Annotated in this window: 24 protein-coding genes and 1 tRNA gene; 17 read left to right on the forward strand and 8 right to left on the reverse strand. The window is 62.8% G+C overall.

What is annotated here, in order from left to right:
- Positions 1 to 202 precede the first annotated feature (202 nt).
- Both AC0L3H_RS18105 and AC0L3H_RS18110 read left to right on the forward strand, forming a co-directional pair.
- Positions 203 to 1270 carry an alpha/beta hydrolase gene (locus AC0L3H_RS18105; RefSeq protein WP_473586365.1) on the forward strand — a complete coding sequence of 356 codons (1068 nt, stop codon included), beginning with the start codon at positions 203 to 205 and terminating at the stop codon, positions 1268 to 1270.
- Position 1271: 1 nt separating this feature from the next.
- Positions 1272 to 2432 (forward strand): alpha/beta hydrolase, encoded by a 1161-nt coding sequence (locus tag AC0L3H_RS18110; RefSeq protein ID WP_473586366.1) that lies wholly within the window; start codon positions 1272 to 1274, stop codon positions 2430 to 2432.
- 24 nt (positions 2433 to 2456) lie between these two features.
- Here the strand turns inward: AC0L3H_RS18110 and ade are convergent, their stop codons facing one another.
- The 3 genes from ade to AC0L3H_RS18125 form a co-directional block, all read right to left on the reverse strand.
- Positions 2457 to 4268 (reverse strand): adenine deaminase, encoded by a 1812-nt coding sequence (gene ade / locus AC0L3H_RS18115; RefSeq protein ID WP_473586367.1) that lies wholly within the window; start codon positions 4266 to 4268, stop codon positions 2457 to 2459.
- 219 nt (positions 4269 to 4487) lie between these two features.
- Positions 4488 to 4667, reverse strand: coding sequence for a hypothetical protein (locus AC0L3H_RS18120; protein WP_023798193.1), 180 nt, complete (start codon positions 4665 to 4667; stop codon positions 4488 to 4490).
- 35 nt (positions 4668 to 4702) lie between these two features.
- Complete coding sequence (locus tag AC0L3H_RS18125) at positions 4703 to 4930, reverse strand: hypothetical protein (RefSeq protein WP_473586368.1); 228 nt, start codon at positions 4928 to 4930, stop codon at positions 4703 to 4705.
- Positions 4931 to 5470: 540 nt separating this feature from the next.
- On the opposite strand from AC0L3H_RS18125, the gene AC0L3H_RS18130 reads away from it, so the two are divergent.
- A tRNA-Leu gene (locus AC0L3H_RS18130) sits at positions 5471 to 5559 on the forward strand.
- Positions 5560 to 5671: 112 nt separating this feature from the next.
- Here AC0L3H_RS18130 and AC0L3H_RS18135 read toward each other — a convergent pair.
- Positions 5672 to 6250: an NUDIX domain-containing protein gene (locus AC0L3H_RS18135; protein ID WP_287061968.1), complete on the reverse strand. Its 579-nt coding sequence runs from the start codon at positions 6248 to 6250 to the stop codon at positions 5672 to 5674.
- 198 nt (positions 6251 to 6448) lie between these two features.
- Between AC0L3H_RS18135 and AC0L3H_RS18140 the strand changes: the two genes are divergently transcribed.
- The 14 genes from AC0L3H_RS18140 to AC0L3H_RS18205 all read left to right on the forward strand — a co-directional run bounded on the left by AC0L3H_RS18140 (position 6449) and on the right by AC0L3H_RS18205 (position 21626).
- The gene (locus AC0L3H_RS18140; RefSeq protein WP_473586369.1) at positions 6449 to 7552 is read left to right on the forward strand and encodes an NADH:flavin oxidoreductase/NADH oxidase; all 1104 of its coding nucleotides are present in this window, start codon (positions 6449 to 6451) and stop codon (positions 7550 to 7552) included.
- Between the two features lie 102 nt (positions 7553 to 7654).
- On the forward strand, positions 7655 to 7963 hold the full coding sequence (locus tag AC0L3H_RS18145) for a DUF982 domain-containing protein (RefSeq protein WP_473586437.1): 309 nt from the start codon (positions 7655 to 7657) through the stop codon (positions 7961 to 7963).
- A 31-nt stretch (positions 7964 to 7994) separates the two neighbouring features.
- Positions 7995 to 8234: a DUF2188 domain-containing protein gene (locus AC0L3H_RS18150; RefSeq protein ID WP_023798198.1), complete on the forward strand. Its 240-nt coding sequence runs from the start codon at positions 7995 to 7997 to the stop codon at positions 8232 to 8234.
- Between the two features lie 291 nt (positions 8235 to 8525).
- On the forward strand, positions 8526 to 9614 hold the full coding sequence (locus tag AC0L3H_RS18155; protein WP_473586370.1) for an ABC transporter ATP-binding protein: 1089 nt from the start codon (positions 8526 to 8528) through the stop codon (positions 9612 to 9614).
- Between the two features lie 38 nt (positions 9615 to 9652).
- Entirely contained in the window at positions 9653 to 10978 is a 1326-nt protein-coding gene (locus AC0L3H_RS18160) for an ABC transporter substrate-binding protein (protein ID WP_473586371.1), read from the forward strand.
- Between the two features lie 206 nt (positions 10979 to 11184).
- On the forward strand, positions 11185 to 12036 hold the full coding sequence (locus AC0L3H_RS18165; RefSeq protein ID WP_413468443.1) for a carbohydrate ABC transporter permease: 852 nt from the start codon (positions 11185 to 11187) through the stop codon (positions 12034 to 12036).
- Position 12037: 1 nt separating this feature from the next.
- The gene (locus AC0L3H_RS18170; protein ID WP_473586372.1) at positions 12038 to 12931 is read left to right on the forward strand and encodes a carbohydrate ABC transporter permease; all 894 of its coding nucleotides are present in this window, start codon (positions 12038 to 12040) and stop codon (positions 12929 to 12931) included.
- A gap of 415 nt (positions 12932 to 13346) precedes the next feature.
- Entirely contained in the window at positions 13347 to 14090 is a 744-nt protein-coding gene (locus AC0L3H_RS18175; RefSeq protein ID WP_473586373.1) for a competence/damage-inducible protein A, read from the forward strand.
- 216 nt (positions 14091 to 14306) lie between these two features.
- A complete protein-coding gene (locus tag AC0L3H_RS18180) occupies positions 14307 to 15140 on the forward strand; it encodes a universal stress protein (protein WP_473586374.1) in 834 nt (277 codons plus the stop codon).
- A 391-nt stretch (positions 15141 to 15531) separates the two neighbouring features.
- Positions 15532 to 16032, forward strand: coding sequence for a xanthine phosphoribosyltransferase (gpt, locus tag AC0L3H_RS18185; RefSeq protein ID WP_473586375.1), 501 nt, complete (start codon positions 15532 to 15534; stop codon positions 16030 to 16032).
- Between the two features lie 216 nt (positions 16033 to 16248).
- On the forward strand, positions 16249 to 16737 hold the full coding sequence (locus AC0L3H_RS18190) for an NUDIX hydrolase (protein ID WP_287234681.1): 489 nt from the start codon (positions 16249 to 16251) through the stop codon (positions 16735 to 16737).
- A 702-nt stretch (positions 16738 to 17439) separates the two neighbouring features.
- A complete protein-coding gene (locus AC0L3H_RS18195) occupies positions 17440 to 21207 on the forward strand; it encodes a vitamin B12-dependent ribonucleotide reductase (RefSeq protein ID WP_473586376.1) in 3768 nt (1255 codons plus the stop codon).
- 7 nt (positions 21208 to 21214) lie between these two features.
- The gene (locus tag AC0L3H_RS18200; protein ID WP_128246603.1) at positions 21215 to 21415 is read left to right on the forward strand and encodes a type II toxin-antitoxin system HicA family toxin; all 201 of its coding nucleotides are present in this window, start codon (positions 21215 to 21217) and stop codon (positions 21413 to 21415) included.
- A 4-nt stretch (positions 21416 to 21419) separates the two neighbouring features.
- Complete coding sequence (locus tag AC0L3H_RS18205; protein WP_473494267.1) at positions 21420 to 21626, forward strand: type II toxin-antitoxin system HicB family antitoxin; 207 nt, start codon at positions 21420 to 21422, stop codon at positions 21624 to 21626.
- Between the two features lie 180 nt (positions 21627 to 21806).
- Here AC0L3H_RS18205 and AC0L3H_RS18210 read toward each other — a convergent pair whose 3' ends face one another.
- From AC0L3H_RS18210 to AC0L3H_RS18225, 4 genes are all read right to left on the reverse strand, one after another.
- The gene (locus AC0L3H_RS18210) at positions 21807 to 24005 is read right to left on the reverse strand and encodes an esterase-like activity of phytase family protein (RefSeq protein ID WP_473586377.1); all 2199 of its coding nucleotides are present in this window, start codon (positions 24003 to 24005) and stop codon (positions 21807 to 21809) included.
- 151 nt (positions 24006 to 24156) lie between these two features.
- Complete coding sequence (locus tag AC0L3H_RS18215) at positions 24157 to 25173, reverse strand: glycoside hydrolase family 25 protein (protein WP_473586378.1); 1017 nt, start codon at positions 25171 to 25173, stop codon at positions 24157 to 24159.
- A 218-nt stretch (positions 25174 to 25391) separates the two neighbouring features.
- Positions 25392 to 25640 carry a hypothetical protein gene (locus AC0L3H_RS18220; RefSeq protein WP_023798212.1) on the reverse strand — a complete coding sequence of 83 codons (249 nt, stop codon included), beginning with the start codon at positions 25638 to 25640 and terminating at the stop codon, positions 25392 to 25394.
- 119 nt (positions 25641 to 25759) lie between these two features.
- The gene (locus AC0L3H_RS18225; protein ID WP_473586379.1) at positions 25760 to 26158 is read right to left on the reverse strand and encodes a GFA family protein; all 399 of its coding nucleotides are present in this window, start codon (positions 26156 to 26158) and stop codon (positions 25760 to 25762) included.
- Positions 26159 to 26220: the final 62 nt, after the last annotated feature.

The raw sequence follows: 26220 nt of genomic DNA on the forward strand, positions 1-26220 counted from the left end.
GTCTGTGGTGTTCGCGAAGCTAGCACACGCCGTACGTGTTTGATCAGGGCAATCGTTCTGGCTTTCGCGCAACAGTGCGATGACTGTCGCAAGCCGCTGAGCGCATTTCGGCAGGAAACGACTTACTTCTGCCGCACTTCGGCTGTCCGGGAGGGGTCGCGGAGGTTGGATCAAGCCTTTCGGCCGGAGTGGAATTCTAGAGTTGAAGAAGATTTGTATCCTTGCCCTTGCCTTGCTCGTTGCCGGCTGTGGCGGCCGGCAGACCGAGGAACTGCTCGGCAGCGCCATGGTGTCGGCGCCGGTGACGGAAATCGCCGGCAACCACTCGATCTTCATCGCCACGACGCGCAAGCGCGCCGACGATCCCAGCAAGGTTTTCAACCGCGAGCGCTCGGCCACGCTGAACTATGCCCGCGTCAACGTCACCGTGCCGGGGACCCACGAAACCGGTCGGATCGAGCGGCGCTCGCGCGGCAGGTCGAACGACCCGACCAAATATTTCATGGCCTCCGACGTCGTCGGCTATGACACCGGGCCGAAATTCTCCAGCGCGCTCAGCGCCGACATCGCCGCGCGCGGCGGCCGCGTCATGCTTTTCGTCCATGGCTACAACACCGGCTTCGACGACGCCGTCTACCGCGTCACCCAGATCGCCCATGATTCCGGCTACCCGGGCACGCCGGTGCTGTTTTCCTGGGCGTCGGGCGCCAAGACCCGGGACTATGTTTACGACAGGGAAAGCGCCAGTGCTGCCCGCGACCAGCTGGAAGTGACGCTGAGAATGCTCGCGCAGACCGGCGCGCGGCGCATCGACATCGTCGCCCATTCGCTTGGGACCTGGGTCACCATGGAAGCGCTGCGCCAGCTCGCCATCAATGGCGACCGCGATCTCGGCGGCAAGCTCGGCGACGTGGTGCTGGCCTCGCCCGACATCGATGTCGACGTGTTCAAGAGCCAGATGCGCCGCTACGGCAAACCGACCAATCCCTTCATCCTGCTGCTGTCCGACGACGACCGGGCGCTGCGGCTCTCCGGTCTGCTCGCCGGCTCGCGGCCGCGCGTCGGCGATTACAAGGACGCCGCCGACCTAGCCGACTACGGCGTGAACGTCGTCGATCTTTCAAGCGTCGAGGGATCGGATCGCCTCAACCACACCAAATTCGCCAACAATCCAGAGCTGGTGAAGATGCTCGGCCAGCGGCTGCGCGAGGATGACGGATTTGCCAGCGACCGCGAGGTGAGCGACCGCATCAGCCTGCTCGGGCAGTGAGGTGCGTTCGAAGACTTTTCTCGTCGTAGCGTTTGCGCTCGCGGTGACCGGCTGCGCCGGCCGCAAGACCCACGACCTTCTCAACACGACGACCGTGACGGTGCCTGCCTCCGACATCGCCGCCACGCATGAGATCTTCGTCGCCACCACCCGAAAAAAGGCGACGAAGGACCCGCGGCAGGTGTTCGACGGTGACCGTTCACCGACCACCAGTTTTGCCAGTGTCGAAGTCACCGTCCCTAAAACCCATCAGGTCGGCGCCATCGAGCGGGTCAGGGGTTCCGCCAACAGCAACCCGGCGAAGGACTTCACGGCAACCGAGGTCGAATTCTACGAAGGCGCCCCGCAATTCGCCAAGCCGGTCGGCGCCGACATCGCCATGCGCGGCGACCGCGCTCTGGTTTTCGTGCACGGCTTCAACAACGGTTTCGACGACGGCATCTACCGGCTGACGCAGATCGCGCACGACACCAAATACTCCGGCACGCCGGTGCTGTTCTCATGGGCGTCGAGCGGCAAGACCACGGGCTATATCTACGACAAGGAAAGCGCCAACGCGGCGCGCGACGATCTCGAAGAGACGTTGCGGATGCTGGCCAAGACCAAGGCCAAGAGCATCGACATCATCGCTCATTCGATGGGCACCTGGGTGACGATGGAGGCGCTGCGCCAGCTTGCCATCACCGGCGACCGTGATCTCGGCGACAAGCTCGGCTATGTCATCCTGGCCTCGCCCGACATCGATGTCGATGTATTCAAGAAGCAGATGATCCGTTACGGCAAGCCCGACAAGCCTTTCGCCATCCTGCTTTCGGGCGACGATCGCGCCCTCAGACTGTCCTCGCTGATCTCGGGCGACAAGCCGCGCGTCGGCGACTATGGCGACGCGGCCGACCTCGCCAGCTATGGCGTGTCGGTGGTCGACTTGAGCAAGACCAAAGGCGGCGACCGCCTGAACCACGCCAAATTCGCTGACAACCCATTCCTGGTGCAACTGCTCGGCGACCGGCTGCGCGCGCCGGCCGGCCTGGCATCGGACGAGGTCGATCCGGCGCAGCCGATCAACAATCTCGGCCAGGGCATCGGCAAGGCCGTCGGATCCGTCGCCGAGATCGTCATCACCACGCCGTTCAAGGTGCTGACCATCGCCACCGGCGGATGAGAGCGGACACGCCCTTGGTCGTTGTCAGACGAACAGTTCGACTTTCTGGAACGTCGTCACGTCGATCAGGCCGACGTCGGAAATCCTCAGTTCCGGGATGACGACCAGCGCCAGCAGCGAGTGCTGCATGTAGGCGTTGTTCAGCGAACAGCCCATCTGGCGCATTGCCTCGGTCAGCTTGTCGGCCTTGGCGGCGACGATTTCGGCGCGCTCATCCGACATCAGGCCGGCGATCGGCATTTCGACCAGCGCCAGTTCCTTGCCCCTGGAGAACAGCACGACGCCGCCGCCGACCTCGCCCAGCCGGTTGACCGCCAATGCCATGTCCTGCTTGCTGGTGCCGACGACGATGATGTGGTGCGCATCATGCGCCACGCTGGAGGCCATGGCGCAGTCGCTCATATAGCCGAAGCCGGAGACGAAGGCGTTGGTGACGCCGCCCGTGCCGCGGTGGCGCTCGACCAGCGCGATCTGGCAGACGTCGTTGCGACGGTCCATGGCGACCAGCCCGTCCTCCACCGGAAGGTCGGCCTCGAGCGCCCGCGTCGGCGCCTGGTTCTCGATCACGCCGATGACCCGCACCCGAATTTCGTTGGCGCCGACAGGCGCCACGATGTCGAAATCCCCCGATTTGAGCTTCTTGCCGAGCTTGACGGTGTTCTTTGCCGTCTTCGGATAGTCATAGGCCGGAATGTCGATGTCGAGCTTGCCGCCCTTGGCCAGCCTGACGCCGCGGCCATAGACCTCGTCGATGGCCATTGCGGCGAGATCGGAGACGATCAGCAGATCGGCGAGCCGCCCCGGCGCGATCGACCCCAGCTCGCGCTCCAGCCTGAAATGCTGGGCGGTGTTGAGCGTCGCCATCTGGATCGCGGTCACCGGCTTCACCCCCTGGCCGATGGCGTGGCGGACCACCCGGTCCATATGGCCTTCATGGACGAGCGTCCCGGAATGGCTGTCGTCGGTGCACAGGATGAAGTTGCGCGGATCGAGCCCGCTCTCCGTCACCGCCTTGATCTGCGAGGCGACGTCGTACCATGCCGAGCCCAGCCTCAGCATTGCCTTCATGCCCTGGCGGACGCGAGCGATGGCGTCCTCGGCGCGCGTGCCTTCGTGGTCGTCCTCGGGGCCGCCGGCGACATAGCCATGGAACGGCAGGCCGAGATCGCGCGAGGCATAATGGCCGCCGACGGTCTTGCCCGCCCTCACCGTCGCGGCGATCTCGCCGGCCATCACTGGATCGTTGGCAGCGACACCGGGAAAGTTCATCACCTCGCCAAGTCCGACGATGTTCTCCCAGCCCATCGCCTCGGTCACATCGGCAACCGTCAGCTCGGCGCCGGCATGCTCCAGCCCAGGTGCGGAAGGCACGCAGGACGGCATCTGCACAAGCACGTTGATCGGCATGGCGACGGCCTCGTCATGCATCAGCCGCACACCCGGCAGGCCGAGCACATTGGCGATCTCGTGCGGGTCGATGAACATCGAGGTGGTGCCATGCGGGATGACCGCGCGGCAAAACTCCGTCACCGTCACCATGCCGCTCTCGACATGCATGTGCGCGTCGCAAAGGCCCGGCACCAGATAGCGCCCGCCGGCGTCGACCACCTTGGTGCCCGGGCCGATGGCATGGCCGGCATTCGGCCCGCAATAGGCGAAACGGCCTCCGGCAATGGCAATGTCGGTGCCGGCGATGATCTCGCCGGAATGAACGTTGACCCAGCGCCCGTTGCGGATGACGAGATCGGCGGGCCTCCTGCCCATGGCGACGTCGACCAGATGCGTCGCCGCCTCGGCCCAGGGTTTTGGTTTCGTCGCACGCGCGGTCTTCGCCATGAGGAGACTCCTGTTTTCCCGACTGTGCCAAGCCGCGCGGATTTTGACCAGCGGGGAACTTGTGGGTCGTGTGCGGCTACGCGGTCTTCACCTGTCGTTGCCGGAGGCGCCGTCGGCGGCGCTGCGAGGCGCCATCCACGACAAAATGCCTCAACCGGAAGACGAGTCCGGTTGCGGGAAATCAGCTTGTTCGGGAGTTTCGATCAGGAAATCGGGCGCTCAAGTATCGCCCCGTTGTTCCCTGTCGCGGCAGTTGAGAAGCTCGACCAGATCGTCGGCCTCTTCGATCGGCATGTCGATCAACGGGACGCCGACCTCGACAACCGGCTGCCCCGTGAACACATCGATGATGTCCCATGTGCCTTCAGGTGTCTTCTCAGTGTCGTAGCGTTGAGTCATGGGGTGCAGGAGAGATTAGCGGGTGCAGGAGAAGATCAGCGCGTTTTCTCGGTTATCGCTCGTTTGGGCTCCGGGAATGCGAAAACGGTTCCCGCCCGGCCTGATCCAAGCGCCTCAAGCAATAGGACAAAGGTGCTGGGCAGTCGTGGATCGACGGCAAGTTTCAGCACGCCGTGCAAGTGCCGGCGATAGTCTTCGGAACGCAGCAATTGCCGTACCGCGTTGGCAACAGACTTCCCTTGTCCTGTGTCAAACTCTGCCATGTTAGGGGTTCCAGTAGCTTTAGCCCGAAACTCAGCCGCTCCGAAATGGTTCCGGGATGATTTTGATCAAGTTTGAATCAGTGGATGGCCCGTCGCTGCTGACCGGCCTGCAGCCGCCAATTCTCCAACGTCTGCGATTGGCCGAAAGCCGCCGCGCCTTCGTCATCCTAGCGACGCGGCGCAGACCCTGGGATCCATTCCGTGACATCCGCCGAAGAATGCAACGGCTCAGAATAAACGCGCTCCGTAGCGATCCTTCGCGCCCCCCTCTGTCCTGCCGGACATCTCCCCCACGAGGGGGGAGATCGGCCTTCATCACTGATTTCGCCAGCACCAACCTGGCAAAAAAGGACGCTGTCCGCGAAGCTGCCGATCTCCCCCCAAGTGGGGGAGATGTCCGGCAGGACAGAGGGGGGCGCCTCGCTCCGCCATCAAAAGGTTCTGCACCGCAGCAGCGCACCAAGTTTGCCCGTGCCAATCCTGCTGAGAAACCTTCGTGACACAGTGACACGGCTGTGCCAAACAGGGCCAACTGTGCCAGCGAGCGTGGAGAAACTGGTAAACTCAGCAGACTTAAAATCTGCCGCCACTACAATGGCTTACGGGTTCGATCCCCGTCGCTCGCACCACCTCACCTCGGACTTGAAATCCCTCGATCTCTGATCGTACGGGTTCGATTCCCGTCGTCCGCACCAGCAACGCCGGCGCCACTGCGCTGGCGCATCCAGGTTCGGGCTTGGATCACACCCGGATCGGGTTCAGCTTCAGATGCTGGATCAGGATAATCGTCTTGGCGTCGATGATGCTGCCGTCGTGGATGCCGGCCAGCGCCTCGTCGAGCGGCATTTCCAGGACCTCGATGTCTTCGCCTTCTCCCGGTGCGCCGCCGCCGTCGGAGATGCGGTCGGTCGGTGAATAGCGGGCGACGAAGAACCAGAGCCGCTCGGTCACGCTGCCAGGGCTCATGAATGGCGAAAACAGCCGTTCGACGTCCTTCAGCCTATAGCCGAGTTCCTCTTCCGCCTCCTTGCGGATGCAGGTTTCGGGATCGTGTTCATCGAGCAGGCCGGCGCAGGCCTCGATCAGCGGCTCGCGGTGGCCGGTGGCGTAGGCCGCGTAGCGGAACTGCCGCACCAGCAGAACCGTCGAGCGCTCCGGGTCGTAAGGCAGGATCACCGCACCGTCGCCGCGATCGTAAGTCTGGCGGATCTGCGTCTCCCACTGCCCGTCGCGCCGGCGATAATCGAGGACGGTCTTTTTCAGGACTGCCCAGTCGTCGGAAAGGACTTCCTCCGAACGGATGCGAATGCGGTCTTCCATGGTGAACTCCGTGTTGCCGGCGAGGCGTAGCGGTGATCCAGCCTGTGCGCAATCCCGACAGCAGCTTGGCCGACGGTGCCTGCTGCGGAACGTTTGAGGTGCCCGGCAGGGGCAGACGGGCAGCGCTTCACCGCCTCGTGTATGGCGCAGGCGCAAACCATTGCCTAAATAGCGACAGCCCCTCCCCGGAGTTTCCTGATGACCCCTTCCCTTTTCCAGCCGATCACGCTTGACGGCCTCACCTTTCCCAACCGGATTGCGGTGGCGCCGATGTGCCAGTATTCCGCCGAAGACGGCTCGGCCAGCGACTGGCACCTGTACCACTGGATGAACCTGGCGATGTCCGGCGCCGGCATGGTCACCGTCGAGATGACCGACGTCGAGCGGCGCGGCCGCATCTCGCATGGTTGCCTCGGCCTTTATTCCGACGACAACGAGGCGGCCGCCCGGCGCGCGCTCGATGCGGCCAGGCGCGTCGCCGCTCCCGGCACCAGGTTCGGCACGCAGCTTGCCCATGCCGGCCGCAAGGCCTCCAACCAGAAACCTTGGGAAGGCGGCGGGCCGCTGAACGCCGATCAGGACCCTTGGCCGATCGTGTCGGCCTCGGCCATCGCCTACGACACCGGCTGGCAGGTGCCGAGGGCGCTGGAGGATGAGGAGATCCTGCAGATCATCGAACGCTTCGCTGATGCGGCAAGGCGGGCTGAGCGTGCCGGCTTCGACTTCATCGAATTGCACGCCGCGCACGGCTATCTGATCTTCCAGTTCCTGTCGCCGCTTTCCAACCAGCGCACCGACCGCTGGGGCGGCTCGCTGGAAAACCGCATGCGTTTTGTCGTCGAGATCGCCAAGGCGGTGAGAAAGGCAGTGCCCGGGCTGATGCTCGGGGCGCGTCTGTCGGTCAAGGAATGGGTCGATGGCGGCTTCGACGTCGCCGACGCAATCGAAGTGGCCAAGGCGCTGAAATCGGCTGATGTCGCCTATCTCTGCTGCTCGAGCGGCGGCAATTCGCCCCTGCAGAAGCTGCCGGCAGGTCGCGGCTACCAGGTGCACCTGGCGGAAGCCGTTCGCAACGGCGCCGGCATCCCGACACGGGCCGTCGGCCTGATCGACGATCCGAAGCAGGCCGAGGCGATCGTTGCCGAGGGCCGTGCCGACATGGTTGCCCTGGCCCGCGCCTTCCTCGCCGATCCGCGCTGGGCATGGCGCGCCGCGGCCACCTTCGGCGAAAAAATCCAGCCGGCGCCGCAGCTTGCCCGCTCGGTGACGACGATGCAGCACTGGATGAAGGCGGCCGGCTGACCGGCCCGATTGCAGGGCTGCCGCCGCAACGACCGCTACCCCCGAGACATTTACCCACGCCGAGGGGCGTGCAACCAAATCGGCGGCTCCGCGTTGGCGGCGATGATGGACAGCAAGCCTTTTGAAAAGCCGGTCGTGGTCGAACTTGGCCGTGTCGGCAAATACCGTGAGATCCGCAGCACCCAGGAAGCTGCGGAGTGCCTGATGACCGTCTGGCCGCTCAATCGTGGCCCGCGGCATCGCGATGCTCTCGACACTTGCCTAAAAGTGCTGGAAGGTTATCGTTCGACAGCGGATGCGCGCCGGGCATTGGTCGAGGCCGCGAAGGAATCGGACGTGCTGGTTCCCGACGAGAGATTGCCCCAAGGCAAACTGCCCGACCGCAAACTGCCTCAAGGCAAACTGCATTGAGCAAACCGAGCTTTTTCCACTGGAGGATTTCATGGCAAAGCTGACCTACAAGATCGTCGAGCATGACGGGGGCTGGGCCTATAAGGTCGGCGAGACATTTTCGGAGACATTCCCTACGCACGAGGATGCGCTGCGCGCCGCCGAGATCGCTTCGGCCGAACAGCAGGTCGCCGGCACCACCGACGGCATCCAGTACGAGGACGCCGAAGGCAAATGGCACGACGAACTCGCCGACGGCCGCGACCGGCCCCAAACCGAAGTTTCCGATTAGGCTGGTGTCGTAGCTGATGGCTTCTCGCACCTCCGGTTTCAAGGGCTGGTGCTGGGCAAATCATGCTCCTGCTGCGACCCTGGATATGGCGAACTCCAATCCCATTGGGGACAAACACGATCAGGCGCGGCGAAGAAGCGTGCTTGCCACGCAGCCGCTTTACAGGGCAGTCTGGTAGCGCTACCGTTTCATCATCGCGCGTGACCAGGGAGGAGCTTTGGGAACTGCCGCGGCCAGTCAGGAAAGCGGTTTCCTTCGAAGACGTCGCAGGAAGCATTCGGGAGGAAATCGATGGCGTCTGTCGCGATTGGCGATGTCTACAAATCATTCGGAACCGTCGAGATTCTCCACGGTGTCAGCGTCGATATAGAGGATGGCGAGTTCGTCACGCTGGTCGGGCCGTCGGGCTGCGGAAAATCGACCCTTCTCAGGATGATCGCCGGCCTGGAAAAGATTTCGCGCGGCCAGATCGCGATTGGCGAGCGCGTCGTCAACAACGTTGCGCCAAAAGAACGCGACGTCGCCATGGTGTTCCAGAACTATGCGCTCTACCCGCACATGACCGTGGCCGAGAACATGGCGTTCTCGCTGATGCTCAAGGGTGTTGCGAAAGCCGAAAGCGCTGCCAGCGTCAAGCGCGCCGCCGAAATCCTGGGGCTGGTGCCATTGCTGGAGCGCTATCCCAGGCAGCTTTCCGGCGGCCAGCGCCAGCGCGTCGCCATGGGCCGGGCGATCGTGCGCGATCCGGCGGTCTTCCTGTTCGACGAGCCGCTTTCCAATCTCGACGCCAAGCTCAGGGTGCAGATGCGCGCCGAGATCAAGGAACTGCACCAGCGCCTGAAGACCACGACGGTCTATGTCACCCACGACCAGATCGAGGCCATGACCATGGCCGACAAGATCGTCGTCATGCATGACGGCATCGTCGAGCAGATCGGGCCGCCATTGGAACTCTACGACCGGCCCAACAACCTTTTTGTCGCCAGCTTTATCGGCTCGCCCGCCATGAACATGCTGAGGGGCGAAATCGCGACGGACGGCGGCTCACCGTCTTTTCGCGGCTCCGGGGGGATTTCCCTGCCGCTGGCCGCAGTACCGTCGACCGGCAGCGGCGAGCAGGTGGTGCTGGGGATACGCCCCGAGCATCTGCGGCTATCCCAAGACGATGGCATTCCCGTCACTGTCGTGGTGGTCGAGCCGACCGGGTCGGAAGTGCAGCTCATCGGCCGGACGGCCGGCGGTGACGAGATCGTCGCCAATTTCCGCGAGCGCCATTCCTTCACGCCGGGCGAGACCGTACGGCTCACGGCCGAGCCGGGCCTCATCCATCTCTTTCATGGCGAAACCGGGCAGCGCTTCGAACTGCGCACCCGGCAGTAGGAACCATAAGGCAAGACAATAAACAGGAGGAAACGAGCATGAAATTCACCAGACGTGACGTGATCCGCACGACCGCCGGCGTGGCGGCGGGAGCCTTGGGAAGCCGCTTCGTCGGCTCTTCCGCCTTTGCCCAGGAGGGGTTGACGTACAAGCCCGAAGACGGCGCAAAGCTGCGCATGCTGCGCTGGTCGCCATTCGTTCAGGGCGATGAAGACCAATGGCTGGCCAACACCAAGCGGTTCACCGAGGCGACCGGCGTCGAGGTCCGCGTCGACAAGGAAAGCTGGGAGGACATTCGCCCCAAGGCGGCGGTTGCCGCCAATGTCGGCTCCGGTCCAGATCTGATGCTGGTCTGGTTCGACGACCCGCACCAGTACCCCGACAAGCTGCACGACGTGTCGGAACTGGGTGAGTATCTCGGCACGAAATACGGCGGCTGGCACGACGGACCAAAGCAATATGCGACGCGGGAGGGAAAATTCCTCGGCCTGCCCCTGGCCACCATCGGCAATGCCATCGTCTATCGGGAAAGCTGGGTGAAGGAGGCCGGCTTCTCGGGGTTTCCGAAGGACACCGCAGGCCTGCTCGAGCTTTGCAAGGCCTTGCAGGCAAAAGGACACCCGGCCGGCTTCACGCACGGCCATGGCGTCGGCGACGGCAACAACTACGCTCACTGGCTGCTGTGGAGCCATGGCGGCCAAATGGTCGACGAGAGCGGAAAGGTGACGATCAACAGCCCCGAGACGCTCAAGGCGATCGAGTACGCGCAGGAACTCTACAAGACCTTCATTCCCGGCACCGAAAGCTGGCTCGACGTGAACAACAACCGCGCCTTCCTGGCCGGCGAGCTCAGCGTCATCGCCAACGGCATTTCGGCCTACAACACGGCCAAGATCAACAAGGACAATGATCCGAAACTGGCGGAAATCGCCAAGGACATCCGCACGACCAACCTGCCGATCGGTCCTGTCGGGAAATCGGTCGAGCTGTTCCAGGTGACCACGGCGGTGATCTTCGACTACACACCCTACCCCAATGCGGCCAAGGCCTATCTGCAGTTCATGTTCGAGGAACAGCAAATGGCGGAGTGGATCACCTCCTCGGCCGGCTATTGCTGCCAGACACTCAAGGCCTTCGACAACAATCCTGTGTGGACGGCCGACCCGAACAATGCCGCTTACGCCAAGGCCTCGGCGACGCTGCGTCCCAATGGCTATGCCGGGCCGCTCGGCTACGCCTCGGCGGCGACCATGGCCGACTACGTCCTGGTCGACATGTTCGCCAAGGCGGTGACCGGCCAGGCGACGCCGCAGGAGGCGATGGAAGAGGCGGAGAAACGCGCCAACCGCTACTATCGCGTTTGATCGCAGCGCAGCCGGGCAGCCGCGACCGCGCTGCCCGGTCTGTTTCCCAGAATCGTGTGGCGGCCACTCAGGCCACCGTGTCAGCAGAGCTTATGAGGAGCCGTCCCATGGCCGTGTCGTCCGCTGCCGTTCAGCCGCGTCCGTCGATCCTGTCGCGGAGCCTGTCGCTCCTGGCCGACAGCAGGAATGCGCTTGGCTTCGGCTTCATGCTGCCGGCGGCAGCGCTGCTGCTGGTCTTCCTCACCTATCCGCTCGGGCTCGGCATCTGGCTCGGCTTCACCGATGCCCGCATCGGCCGCCCCGGTATCTTCATAGGCATCGAAAACTACCAATATCTGTCGGATGACGCCGTCTTCTGGCTCTCCGTATTCAACACCTTGCTCTACACGATAAGTGCCTCGATCCTGAAGTTCGCGCTCGGCCTCTGGCTTGCGCTTATCCTCAATCAGAACCTTCCCTTCAAATCGTTCTTCCGCGCGATCGTCCTGCTGCCGTGGGTGGTGCCGACGGTGCTGTCGGCAATCGCCTTCTGGTGGATCTACGATTCGCAGTTCTCGATCCTGTCCTGGGCACTTATGGAAATGGGCCTGATCGACCATCGCATCAATTTCCTCGGCGATCCTGTGAACGCGCGCGCTTCGGTCATCGCCGCCAATGTCTGGCGCGGCATTCCGTTCGTGGCGATCACGCTGCTGGCCGGCTTGCAGACTATACCGCAGTCGCTCTACGAGGCCGCCACGCTCGACGGCGCCAGTCGCTGGCAATTGTTCCGTTTTGTGACGCTGCCGCTGCTGACGCCGATCATCGCCATCACCATGACGTTCTCGGTGCTGTTCACCTTCACCGATTTCCAGCTGATCTACGTGCTGACCCGCGGCGGACCGGTCAATGCCACCCATCTGATGGCGACATTGTCGTTTCAGCGCGGCATTTCGGGAGGCCAGCTTGGCGAGGGCGCCGCCATCGCGGTCGCCATGATCCCGTTCCTGCTTGCGGCGATCCTGTTCAGCTATTTCGGCCTGCAACGCCGCAAATGGCAGCAAGGCGGCGGAGACTGACATGGCCACGATCAAAAAAACGAAACGTCCGGAACTCGACGAAGGCGGCATGGGCTACCTTCAGAGCCTGCCGCGGCGCGTGGTGACGGTCTATCTGCCGTTGCTGGTGTTGGTCATCGTGCTGTTGTTCCCGTTCTACTGGATGACGATCACGGCGATCAAACCCAACCTCGAGATGACCGACTACGCCAATTTCAATCCATTATGGGTCGTGCATCCGACCTTCGAGCACATCCGCTATCTCTTGTTCGATACGTCCTATCCGGGCTGGCTGCTCAACACGATCATCATCTCCACCGCCGCCACGTTCCTGTCGCTGCTGGCTGCGGTGTTCGCGGCCTATGCGATCGAACGGCTGCGGTTTTCCGGGGCGCGGCAGGTCGGGCTGGCGATCTTCCTCGCCTATCTCGTGCCGCCGTCGATCCTGTTCATCCCGCTGTCGGTGATGGTGTTCAACCTTGGGCTTTACGACACCCCGTTTGCGCTCATCCTCACCTACCCGACCTTCCTGGTGCCTTTCTGCACCTGGCTGCTGATGGGTTACTTCCGTTCGATCCCGTTCGAACTGGAGGAATGCGCGCTCATCGACGGGGCGAGCCGCTGGCAAATCCTCATGAAGATCGTGCTGCCGCTGTCAGTGCCCGGCCTGATTTCCGCCGGCATATTCGCATTCACCCTGTCATGGAACGAATTCATCTATGCGCTGACATTCATCCAGTCGTCCGAAAACAAGACGGTGCCGGTCGGGGTGCTGACGGAGCTTGTCCGCTCTGACGTCTATGAGTGGGGAGCGCTGATGGCCGGAGCCCTGATCGGCTCGCTGCCGGTGGTGGTGCTTTATTCGTTCTTCGTCGAGCACTACGTTTCCTCGATGACCGGAGCGGTGAAGGAATAGCGGCTGCCGCAGTTGGCGCTCTACCGGCCAATTGTCGAAGTCGGCGCCGCCCCTCATTGCCCTGCCGGGCATTTCTCCCCGTATAGTGACGGGGAGAAAGACGCCTTCGCAAAGGATTTCGCCAATCTCCAGCGTTGCAGAATGGGTGCCGAGGCCGCGGCCAGCCCCTTCTCCCCGTCACTATACGGGGAGAAGGGGCTGGCAGGCGGATGAGGGGCGGCGCCAAGCAATGCGATTGCTCTGCTGCAGCAGCGCTATCAATACGGGCATTGCCGCCAACCATCCGCCGCGTTATCTCAAGCGACCCTGTCTGCCCAGGCGACCCTGTCTGCCCAGGCGACCTTGTCTGCCCAGGCGACCCTGTCTGCCTCGGGCGACCTGCCTGCCTAACGCGACCTTCTGCCGGAGCCTGCCAATGCCCGAAATCGTCACCGCCGCCATGCTCGTCATCGGCGACGAGATTCTGTCCGGCCGCACCAAGGACAAGAATATCGGCCACCTCGCCGACATCATGACGGCGATCGGCATCGACCTGAAGGAGGTGCGCATCGTTGCCGACGAGGAAGACGAGATCGTCGCCGCAGTGAACGCCCTGCGTGCTCACTACACCTATGTCTTCACCACCGGCGGCATCGGCCCGACGCATGACGACATCACCGCGGATGCCATTGCCAAGGCCTTCGGCGTGCCCTGCGACTACGACGCCAAGGCCTATGCCATGCTGGAAGCGAACTACGCGGCGCGCGGCATCGAATACACCGAGGCGCGCAAGCGCATGGCGCGGATGCCGCGCGGTGCCGACCATATCGACAATCCGGTGTCGATCGCGCCGGGCTTTCGCGTCGGCAACGTCCATGTCATGGCCGGCGTGCCGGCGATTTTCCAGGCGATGCTCGACAATGTCGTGCCGACGCTGAAGGCCGGCACCAAAATGCTGTCGGCCACGGTGCACTGTCCGTTCGGCGAAGGCCTGGTCGGCGGACCGCTGGGCGACATCCAGAAGGCGCATCCGGACACGATCATCGGCTCCTATCCAAAATATGGCGACGGCAAGTTCTGGACCGAGCTGGTCGTGCGTGCCCGCAGCCAGCAAGCGCTGGACGCCGCCCGCGCCGATGTCGAAGCGATGGTCGCAGGCCTCACCAGCGCGGCCAGTTGATCTAAAGCGCCTCGCGTCCGAGAGGATTCATGCGACGCGCTTTAGGTTTCTTGTCTTTATGCACGGCGCGATCCCAAATCCGCTGCGCACCGTCGTGCCCAAAGTATGCTTTTGGGCGACATGCATTAGCCCGTATCCGGGTTAGCAGGAACCAAGCATAGTGCTGTAACGTTTCATGCGGGCGAGTTTCGCTCGCCCGCAAATTGAGGGGTTACCATGCAATTCAAGACCATCGTCGCCATACTGCAGAACGAACAGGACGCGGAGCGCGTGCTCGAATGCGCCATACCGCTTGCCGACAAGTTCGAGAGCCATCTCGTCGGCATTCATGCCGAAGCGCTTCCCGTCCCCTACACCTCGGCCACCGGCTTTCCCGACACCGAGTTCCTGCAGGTTTCGGCCGACATGAACAAGGAGCGCGCTGAGAAATTGCGGGCGGTTTTCCTCCGGCATGTCGAGGAGTCCGGCCTGTCATTCGAGTGGCGCAGCCTTGAGAGCTTTTCCGGAGACAGCGCGCTGACCGGCATCCCGACCGTTCGCACCGCGGACCTGATCATCGCCGCGCAGCGCGAGTCGGGCGGCGATCAAAACGCCGATGTCGACACACTGGTCTATGACGCCGGCCGGCCGGTGCTGGTCGTGCCGCACTCAGGCCCGCTGATCACCAGCTTCAAGCATGTCCTGCTCGCCTGGAACGGCAGCAAGGAGGCGGCGCGCGCCGCTTTCGACGCCCTGCCCTTCATCATCGAGGCCGAAAGAACCGATATTGTCGTTATCGACCCGCCGGACACGCTCGACGAGGCCCCGGAGGCGGCCGGCGCCGAAATCGCCGCCGCCCTGTCCAGGCATGGCGCCACGGTCAGCGTCTCGGTGCTGCAATCGGCCGGCCACTCGGTCGACGAGGTGCTCCACACCAGGGTTGCCGAAACCGGCGCCGACCTGCTCGTGCTCGGCGCCTACAGCCATTCCTGGCTGCGCCAGCTGTTGTTCGGCGGCGTCACCCGCACGGTGCTGCGCACCCTGCCGGTGGCAGCTTTCCTGTCGCGGTAGGTCCGCAAGGATCGCTTGCAGGGCAATCCTTCAGTGTTGCGCCGCCCCTCATTGCCCTGCCGGGCATTTCTCCCCGTATAGTGACGGGGAGAAAGACGCCTTCGCAAGGGATTTCGCCAATCTCCAGCGTTGCAGAATGGGTGCCAAGGTTGCGGCCAGCTTCTTTCTCCCCGTTAACGGGGAGAAATGCCCGGCAGGGCAATGAGGGGCGGCGCCAACATCCAGGACTGGTCACACCGACATGAGCCGAAGGCCCTCTTTTGCCTGAAGCCCTGCCGCCGCCCCGTTCTTGCATCGCCCCTTGCCAAAACCAAGGCTTTCCAGTTAATTCCGCGCGCATTCCCTCAAGTGTCTGCGCGCTTTTTTCGCGCGCTGCGGAGTGCGCAAAAAAATGTCCCTTCCCGAAAAGGCCTTTCCCGTCTCCTGGGATCAGTTCCACCGCGACGCGCGTGCGCTCGCCTGGCGGCTTGCCGGCGACAACAAAGGCCAATGGAAGGCGATCGTCTGCATCACCCGCGGCGGCCTGGTGCCGGCCGCCATCATCTCGCGTGAACTCGGCATCCGGGTGATCGAGACGGTTTGCGTCGCCTCCTATCACGACTATGCCAGCCAGGGGCAGTTGCAGGTGCTGAAGGAGGTCACGCCGGCACTGCTCGCCGATGACGGGGCCGGCGTATTGATCATCGACGACCTCACCGACACCGGCAAGACCGCGGGCATCGTCCGCGCCATGATGCCCAAGGCGCATTTCGCCACCGTCTACGCCAAGCCGAAAGGCAGGCCGCTGGTCGACACCTTCGTCACCGAGGTCAGCCAGGACACCTGGATCTATTTTCCGTGGGACATGGGCTTCACCTACCAGAAGCCGATCGCCGACGACCACGCCGGCTGATTCGCGGCAGCTGCGTTTTCTCCTCCCGGAACATACCGGCGCGGCCTTCTTGCCGGCGCACTTCTTGAAAGAGTGCAGCGGCGCACGATATTCCTGAATCGACGTCTCGTGTGTGGTTAATTCGTGCGTATGAGGTTTTTTACTTTTATTGCTTATGATTAGCCGTAGGATTCACGACACGGCAAGTGATTCTGGAGGCTGGGGCAAGCTTCTCCGATGTTGACGAGGCCAGTAACGCACAACCATTTGGCCGAAAGGGTCCAGCGGCTCTTCGGCACAGCGCCGTGCCGCCTGCAGGTTGCAGCATTGCCCTGGCGCGATACCGGGCATGGCGTCGAGATCATGCTGATCACCAGCCGCGATACCGGCCGCTGGGTGCTTCCCAAGGGCTGGCCTGAGGCCAAGGAACTGCTTTGCGAAGCGGCGGCGCGCGAGGCCGGCGAGGAAGCCGGGCTGCGCGGCACGGTGTCCCACCACGAAGCCGGCCGCTACTTCTATGCCAAGGCATTGGCTTCCGGCGAGGAAGTGCCTTGCGAAGTCCTGGTGTTTCCGCTGCGGGTCGACAAGATCGCCGACCGGTGGAAGGAAAAGCGGTCGCGCATCCGAAAATGGGTCAGCCCCGCCGAGGCCGTGCGCATGGTCAACGAGCCGGATCTTGGCCAGATCATCGCCTATTTCTGTGCCGACCCGCACCAATTCTCCTGAGCGAGCATAGACGCGGCGGCCAAGCCGCGCACCTGCCGCGCGTCACCGGCGATGTTCTTGGCTAAGGAATCGATTCGGCCACTCCAGCTTCGGCATGCGTTGTCCGGCTGATGGCCCGCACGTGGGTAAATCGAAATCCTGCGGCCACTTCTATCCCCGTTATCCACATATGTGACACACAAGATGTTGGTCACAAAAGCTACGCAAACGAATCCTTGACGGCGCAAAACGAGTCGCCTTTTATAGGCCATGCGCTCCTGTTGAGAGCGCGACCGGAAAGTTTTGAGCCCGGTCTTTTTTCCCGGATTATGTGCGTTTGGCCGCATTTCCGCCCTGGCTACGGGGTCGGCGGAGGCGTCGGGATTTTGGGGTTTTTTGGGGACGAAAGGGAAAAATGTCGGACTGGAATAAATTGTCTGTTAATACTATATTTAGTGTTTGCAGGTAGGTTCGACGCTAGATAATGTGAAATTCCCTCATCGAGGGAGTCGCAAAAAAGTTTCAGTCTTGAGGGACCCGCAGGGTCTGTCGGCGCGTTGGACGGCTACTTCGCAAGGAGTTCGACCAGCAGGGCGGGCGGAGCCTTGTGAAAAGGAGCCGGCCGTTTTCGAACGCCGGCAGACGGCGGACATGCGCGTTTCGCAATGGGGGCAGAAATCCCTTGGGAAAGGCGCTATATCTAGACACAAAGGGATAGGACCAATGCGCATCGAGCGTCGTTTCACCAAGCAAGGGCAGTCTGCTTATTCGGAGATCGAATTCCGCAAGGCGCTTTCGGAGATCAAGAATCCGGATGGCTCGGTGGTGTTCCGCTTGGACAATATCGATGTGCCGGCGCAGTTCAGCCAGGTTGCCGCCGACATCCTGGCGCAGAAATATTTCCGCAAGGCCGGCGTGCCGGCACGGCTGAAGAAGGTCGAGGAGAATGACGTCCCCTCCTTCCTGTGGCGCTCCGTCGCCGACGAGGCCGAACTGGCAAAACTGCCCGAGGCTGAGCGCTACGGCTCCGAGACCGACGCCCGCCAGGTCTTCGACCGTCTTGCCGGCACCTGGACCTATTGGGGCTGGAAGGGCGGCTACTTCAAGTCGGAGGAAGACGCGCGCGCCTTCCGCGACGAGCTCGCCTACATGCTGGCCACCCAGCGCGTTGCGCCGAACTCGCCGCAATGGTTCAACACCGGCCTGCACTGGGCCTATGGCATCGACGGCCCGAGCCAGGGCCACTTCTATGTCGACCCGTTCACCGGCAAGCTGACCAAGTCGAAGTCTTCCTACGAGCATCCGCAGCCGCATGCCTGCTTCATCCAGGGCGTGCAGGACGATCTCGTCAACGAAGGCGGCATCATGGATTTGTGGGTGCGTGAAGCACGCCTGTTCAAATACGGCTCCGGCACCGGCTCCAACTTCTCGTTCCTGCGCGGCGAGGGCGAAAAACTGTCCGGCGGCGGCCGTTCGTCCGGCCTGATGAGCTTCCTCAAGATCGGCGACCGCGCGGCGGGCGCCATCAAGTCGGGCGGCACGACGCGCCGCGCTGCAAAGATGGTCATCGTCGACGCCGACCATCCCGATATCGAGGAATTCATCGACTGGAAGGTCAATGAAGAGCAGAAGGTCGCCTCGCTGGTCACCGGCTCGAAGATCGTCAAGAAGCACCTCGAAGCGATCATGAAGGCCTGCATCAACTGCGAAGGCCAGGACGACGATTGCTTCGACCCGGCGATCAACACCGCGCTGAAGCGTGAGATCAAGCTGGCCAAGAAGGACGGGGTGCCGGAGAATTATATCTACCGCGTCATCCAGTTCGCCAGGCAGGGCTACACCTCGATGTCGTTCAAGACCTACGACACCGACTGGGATTCGGACGCCTACCTCACGGTTTCGGGCCAGAACTCCAACAATTCGGTCTCGCTGAAGGACGATTTCCTGCGCGCCGTAGAGCAGGACGGCGACTGGCATCTCACCGCCCGCAAGGACGGCAAGGTGATGAAGACGCTGAAGGCCAGGGATCTGTGGGAGAAGATCGGCTATGCCGCCTGGGCGTCGGCCGACCCGGGCCTGCACTTCAACACGACGATGAACGACTGGCACACCTGCGCCGCGGCCGGTGCAATCCGGGCGTCCAACCCGTGCTCGGAATACATGTTCCTCGACGACACCGCCTGCAACCTGGCCTCGATCAACCTGCTGCCCTATCGCAACGCCGACGGCACCATCGACATATCAGCCTACGAGCACACGGTTCGGCTGTGGACCATGGTGCTGGAAATTTCCGTCATGATGGCGCAGTTCCCGTCGAAGGAGATCGCCAAGCTCTCCTACGAATACCGCACGCTCGGCCTCGGCTACGCCAATATTGGCGGCCTGCTGATGACCTCGGGCATTCCCTATGATTCCGACGAGGGCCGCGCCATCTGTGCAGCACTCACCGCCATCATGACCGGCACGGCCTATGCCACCTCGGCCGAAATGGCCGCCGAGCTCGGCGCCTTTCCCGACTACGACCGCAATGCCCAGAACATGCTGCGTGTCATGCGCAATCACCGCCGTGCTGCCTATGGCGACAGGGACGGCTACGAGAAACTCGCCGTCAACCCGGTGCCGCTGGTCGCCTCCGACCTGAAGCAGCCGGAGCTTGCCGCCCATGCCAGGGCTGCCTGGGACCGCGCCATCGAGCTCGGCGAGGAGCATGGCTACCGCAATGCGCAGGCGACCGTGATCGCGCCGACCGGCACGATCGGCCTGGTCATGGATTGCGACACAACCGGCATCGAGCCCGACTTCGCGCTGGTGAAATTCAAGAAGCTGGCCGGCGGCGGCTATTTCAAGATCATCAACCGCGCCGTCCCGGAAGCGCTGCGCACGCTCGGCTATTCGGAAAGCCAGATCGCCGAGATCGAGGCCTATGCGGTCGGCCACGGCAACCTCAACCAGGCGCCTGCCATCAACCCCGGCTCGCTCAGGGCAAAGGGTTTTACCGACGACAAGATCGCGGCGCTCAATGCAGCGTTGAAGTCGGCCTTCGACATCAAGTTCGTCTTCAACCAGTGGACGCTGGGTGCCGACTGGGTGAAGGAGACGTTTGGCTTCACGGACGAGCAGCTCAACGATTTCTCGTTCGAGATGCTGCCGGCGCTCGGCTTCTCGAAGAAGGACATCGAGGCCGCCAACATCCATGTCTGCGGGGCGATGACCCTCGAGGGAGCACCATTTCTGAAAGACCAGCATCTGCCGGTGTTCGACTGCGCCAGCCCGTGCGGCAAGATCGGCAAGCGTTCACTGTCGATCAACAGCCACATCCAGATGATGGCGGCAGCCCAGCCCTTCATCTCCGGCGCCATTTCCAAGACCATCAACATGCCGAACGACGCGACGGTGGAAGACGCCAAGGGCGCCTACATGCTGTCGTGGAAGCTGGCGCTGAAGGCCAATGCGCTCTATCGCGACGGCTCGAAACTCTCGCAGCCGCTCAATGCCTCGCTGCTTGCCGACGTCGAAGACGACGAGGACGATGCCGTCGAGCAGTTGATCGCAGCACCTGCTTCACAGCGCGCCGTGCAGGTGACCGAAAAGATCGTCGAACGCGTCGTGGAACGCCTCTATCGCGACCGCGAAAAGCTGCCGAACCGCCGCAAGGGCTATACCCAGAAAGCGGTCGTCGGCGGCCACAAGGTCTATCTGCGCACCGGCGAATTCGACGACGGTCGCCTCGGCGAGATCTTCATCGACATGCACAAGGAAGGTGCGGCCTTCCGGGCGATGATGAACAATTTCGCCATCGCCATCTCGCTCGGCCTGCAATATGGCGTGCCGCTCGAGGAATATGTCGAAGCCTTCACCTTCACCAAATTCGAGCCGGCCGGCATGGTGCAGGGCAACGACGCGATCAAGAACGCCACGTCGATCCTCGACTACGTGTTCCGCGAGCTTGCCGTTTCCTATCTTGCCCGCCACGACCTCGCCCATGTCGACCAGTCGGATTTCGACAAGACCGCGCTCGGCCGCGGCATCAACGAAGGCAAGGCAACGCCGTTCTCGAAGGGACTGACCCGCGGCGTCTCGCCGGTCAAGCTGGTGTCGGGCATGGGTGCCGACCCCAAGGGGTTCGGGGGTTCAAGTCCCTCTCCCGCTCCCACTCGCTCGGCGCCGACGGCGTTCTCAGGCTCCAATGTGCTGGCGCTGAAGCCGGCCAGCGACGAAGCGATCGCCTATAAGCGAGACTACGAGGAGCGGGCGAAGGAACTGGTCGAGGATATCGTCTACGAGGAGGCAACCGACCCGACTGGGCTGTTCACCGACGATGCCGCAAAAGAAGCGGCCGAGGCCAAGGCGCTTGCCGCTACAAGGCGTCAGCAATCCCTGATGCAGGGCTACACTGGCAACGAATGCTCCGAATGCCACAATTTCACGATGGTGCGGAACGGCACGTGCGAGAAGTGCGACACTTGTGGGGCGACGAGCGGGTGTAGCTGAGGACCTGATGCCACCTCGGCTTACGGTCCGCGAAGTCATTCGCCTGCTGGAAACCGACGGCTGGTATCTGGTTGCAACCAAAGGCAGTCATCGCCAATATAAGCATGAAATCAAAGCCGGCCGCGTCACCGTGGCCGGCAAGCCGTCTGAAGAGGTTGCACCGGGAACACTGAACAGCATCCTCAAGCAGTCCGGTTTAAAGGAGTGATGACATGCGTTACGCGGTGGTGATCGAAAAAGCCGGAAACAATTATTCCGCTTACGTGCCGGATCTACCCGGCTGCATCGCGACCGGCGCGACTGTGCCTGAGGTGGAAACCGAAATTCGCGACGCAATACGCTTTCATATCGAAGGCTTGCGTGCCGATGGGCTGGATGTGCCCAAAGGTGTCAGCCTGGCGGAATATGTAGAAGCATAAAAACCGCGCTCTCCCTTCTCCCCTTGTGGGAGAAGGTGGCCTCGCGAAGCGAGGTCGGATGAGGGGTGCTCCAGCTTGGCACTGACGGCACTCCGTCCAACACCCTCAACCGTCTCGGCGCTGCGCGCCGATCCACCTTCTCCCACAAGATCCCATAAGGGGAGAAGGCAAGAACCACCCTCAGTTCACGGCGCTTACGTTGCCCAAGCGTAAAAACAGCGTTTCGCCGGAAGAATCGTCGACGCCGTCATTGTCGGTGGCGACGAAGATGTCGCCGTTCTTGTCGATGGTGAAACCTTCGACCTTGTCGGCGACATAGCCGTTGGTGGCTGACTTCAGGTCGCCGACGATGTCGCGCACCAGCGTCTTTTCGACCAACGGCAGGTCGCCACCGAGCTTGGCCGGTTTGAAGGCGTCGAGCGCCACCGAATAGATGCGCTTCACCTTGGCCAGGTCGCCGATCTGGTTGTCGCGTTCGAGGATGTAGAGCTTGCCGTCATGCGTTGTGATCTCCGACAGCCCTATCCAGCCAGCTTCGGTCGCTTCGAGCGGGTAGCGCACCGCCGACCATTCCTTGGCCTTGGGCTTGTAGGCCAAAAGCTTGACCTGGCCCTTGGGGTCGTCGGCCCATTCGCGCTGCACGGCCATCACCAGCGTCAGGTCGTCGCCTTCGCCGATCGCGGTGATGCCTTCGAGACCGAAGCGGCTCTGGTGGGCGAGCAGTTCCATCGGGAAGCCGATTTCCTGCTTGATCACGCCCTTGTCGTCGACGCGCAGGATGGCGTGCGGGACGAGCTTTGCCGGATCGCCTTCATTGGCCAGCCAGAAGCCGCCTTCACCGTCGGCGACAAGACCCTCGATGTCGAGCTTCTGTGCAGGATGGCCATCACGCGTGACGACGGTCTTGCCGGTGATCAGCGCCGGCGTCTGGGTGGCATCGATCTCGAAGATCGAGGGCGCGTTGGCGTAGAACGAGTCCGAGGCAGCGAACAGCTTGCCGGCAGCGTCGCCGGCGGCGAGCGCCGAAAGCGCGCCCCAGCCGAGCGGCGTGCCGTCTGCCGTGAGCTTTGCCGTGATCATCGGGTAAGCGGCGGGGCCTTCGGAGCGCTCGTAGATCATCACGTGCGAGCGGGCGAGCCCGTCCTCGACCAGGTCGGCCTCGTTGGCGGTGACCAGGAGATTGCGCGACGGGATCGCGACCAGGCCTTCCGGACCGATGCCGGACGGCAGGATCTGGGCAAACCCTGGCTCCGCACCGGTGTCCTTGTAGACGCCGACAACGGAGCCACGCTCCGAAGCGACGAACAGCAGCCTGTCCTCGCCGAACGTGCCGGTCTCGAGACCTTCCGGCTCGACGCCCTTCTTGTTGCGGTCGTCGGGATAATGGCCGGCATTGGCGACCTGGTACTCGAAGGACGGACCGGATTCGTAGAGCACCTCGCCCTTCTTGCTGAAGATCGTGAAACCGCGCGAGCCGCCCTTGTAGTCGCCTTCGTTGGCGACGGCGAGGCGGTCATTGTCGAGCCATTTCACGGCGTCGGGCTCGCGCGCGACGTTTTCGATCTTGCCATCGAAGGACAAGGCGCCGTTCTTCCTGGTGTCGATCTTGTCCAGAGTGGCCGAGCCTGCGGAGAAGTGCGTGACGATCGCGGCGGTTTCGGCGTTGACGATGGCGATGTGGTTATTTTCCTGCAGCGTGACCGCGATCTCGCCGGCCTCGTTGAAGGCGACGAATTCCGGCTCGGGATCTTCCCCGGCGACTTCGGCAATGCCCGCCAGGTTGACGGTTTTCATCGTCGCGCAATCAGGCTGGCCTTCGGCAAGCGTGAAAATCCTGAGGTCGCCGGCCGGCATCTGCGGAATTTCTCCGTCGTTCAGATCCTCGTCGCGCTCGTTCTCGATGGCGATGGCCAAAAACTTGCCGTCCTTGCTGAACGCCAGCGAGTCCGGCTGGCCGCCGAGGTCGCAGGTGCTTTCGATCGCCTTGGAGGCAAGATCGATAACGCTGAGGTTGCCCGAAGGCCTGGCTTTGCTTTCCGACGTGTTGACGCCGGCCAGCACCTTGCCGCCGATGACCACAACCGAGGTCGGCTCGCCTGCTATCTTGACGATGCCGCCGGCCTTGGGCGCCTTGGGATCGGCGATGTCGATGAAGCCGACCGCACCGAGCGGGCTATCGGAATAAACCAGCGTCATGCCGTCTTCGCTCGCCGTGATGATCTCGGACGAAGTCGGCGTGGTCTTCTCGACATCCGCCGGGAGGTTTCCGGCCACCGCGAAGCTCGCGACCCGGTTGAACATCATGTCGGCATGGGCCGGCAGCGAAACCGAGGCAGCAAGCGCTGCCGTCAGGACGAAAAGCGCGGAATGGCGGGGCACGGGTGGCGTCTCCTATTCGAATGGAAGCCACCTGATTTGCGGGAACGACATTTCAAGGCGATGACGGATCGATGACACTTCCGCGACAGGCGGTCAGGTCCGTCAATATTCACCTCATGCTGGCCTGCGAATGGGCGCTTTCCTCGGCCGCCTACTCCGCCTCGGCCACCATCTGCCGCCCGCCAGCCCAGTTCCGCCAGGCTCTCTCGTCGCCGTGGAAGACGTTGAGGTCGATGCGGCCCCTCACCCCATGCGACAGACCGGAGCCGGAATACTGCCAGAACACCCATTTGCGGCGGGGATAGACGTTTGACGGGTGCTGTGCCACCGCGCGCAGCCAGAATGGATAGTCCAGAAATGCGCCTCTGAGATTGTCGCGGTAGAAATCAGGCGCGGTGTAGATGATGGGCCGCTGGCCGTAGTGGCGCTCGAGCTTGTCCATGAACACCTGCATCTTCTCCAGCACCTTTTGCCGCGACGGCCGCCGCTTGCAGCTGGATTCGCCGTTCCACTCGACATCGATCACCGGCGGCAAGGCGCCCTCGACCCTCGGCACGTTGCGGATGAACCAGTCAGCCTGCTCACCAGCGGTGCGGCACCAGTAGAAGAAGTGATAGGCGCCGCGCTTGAGGCCGGCGGCGTCGGCATTGCGCCAGTTCTTCCTGAACATCGGGTCGAGGTGATCGCCGCCGTCGGTCGCCTTGATGTAGGCGAAGTTCGCGCCCTGCGCGCGCAGCTTCGCCCAGTTCACGTTGCCTTGCCAGCGCGAGACGTCGACGCCGTGAACGGCGAGGTGCCTGGGCGATGCCCTGCCGAAATTGATCGGCTTGGCGTCGCGGAAACGATAGCGCTGGACCGGCTCGGCGAGCATCGGTGCTGCCCGTGCCAGCCGCTTCGGCGCCACCAGGGCAATCGGCTCGACGGGTGGCTCGATGCTTTCGGCAGGCTCCGGAGTGGCCATGGCCACAGTCTGCTCCGTCGCCTCCTCCGGCGCGAAGTCGGGTTCGACATCGGCAGCGCCGACCGACGCCACCGGCGCGGGCGGCCGCACAACCGAACTGGTCGTCTCGCTGGACGGCACTTGCAGCGCGTCGACGCCGGACGTGGACGTGCAGCCGGCAAGGCAAAGTGACGCGATCGAGAAGATGACGACGCCTGATAACCGCATCTGGACCTGTACGCAGAACACAACAGACCGATGGCAAGACAACGCCGCCGGACAAACCAGTCCGGATTACTAACAAGAAATTACCAACAAAGTTTGAATCAAATTGTTAGGGCAGAGGGGCTGGGCAAGGCGCTCGCTCTATTACCGTAGCGGTGAGAGCCTGGAAACGCTGCAGGACCGAGAGGGCGCGAAGGATCGCGACGCCAGCAGGTCGCTGCCTAGCCGCACAACCATAGATTGTGGCAGCTCTCGGCTACCATATGAGCGGGCGGGACGGAGCGGTCGGTGCCAAGGCGATCAGAGTTGGGGCGATCGGTGACGGGATTGACCGGCGCATCATCATCCCGGCGAACCTTTTCTTCGAGCAGCGAGCGAAGCTCGGCCGGCTGCACGTGGTCACGCTCCATCACCAGCTTGACCATCGGATCGCTCAAAAGCTCATCCAGGGTGTTGATTCTGTCGTTCATCTGTCGCCTCCTTCGACTGCCGACCCGCAGGCAATAGATAGGCGGCAATGATGGCTCGCCAATGACGCTTTGCCGGCTATCTCGTGTCCCGGACGAAAAAATTTGGCACGCCCTGCGCCTCAGTTGGGCGGCGGGGCGCCTTCATATTGCGGCAGTCCGTCATCGAACTGCACCCAAGGCTGCTTCGAGGCGGTCCAGATATGCATCTGCGGCTTGAATATGGAAGGATCGTCGAGCGAGCCGGAGGTGACGCCGATGATGCCGGCGGAGTCGCGTCGGGAAAACATCGTCGTGCCGCAGCCCGGGCAGAAGCCGCGCTTGAGATCGGGCGAGGAATTCACCGTCGCCACCGGCCCGTCAATGGTCACATCGTCGATACGGAACAGCACGCGGGCGTTGAAGGCCGCGCCCAGCGCCTTCTGGCAAAGCCGGCAATGGCAGACGCGCTCGTTGATCGGCGCGGCCTCAGTGCGGTAGCGCACTGCCCCGCACAGGCAGCCACCCTGATATTTCGCCATTGCCTTAGCCCGTCTTTCTGAAGATTGGCAGGAAGGTAGCTGCCGGGATAGGAGCGTCAATT

The sequence above is a fragment of the Mesorhizobium sp. WSM4816 genome (genome assembly GCF_055811535.1).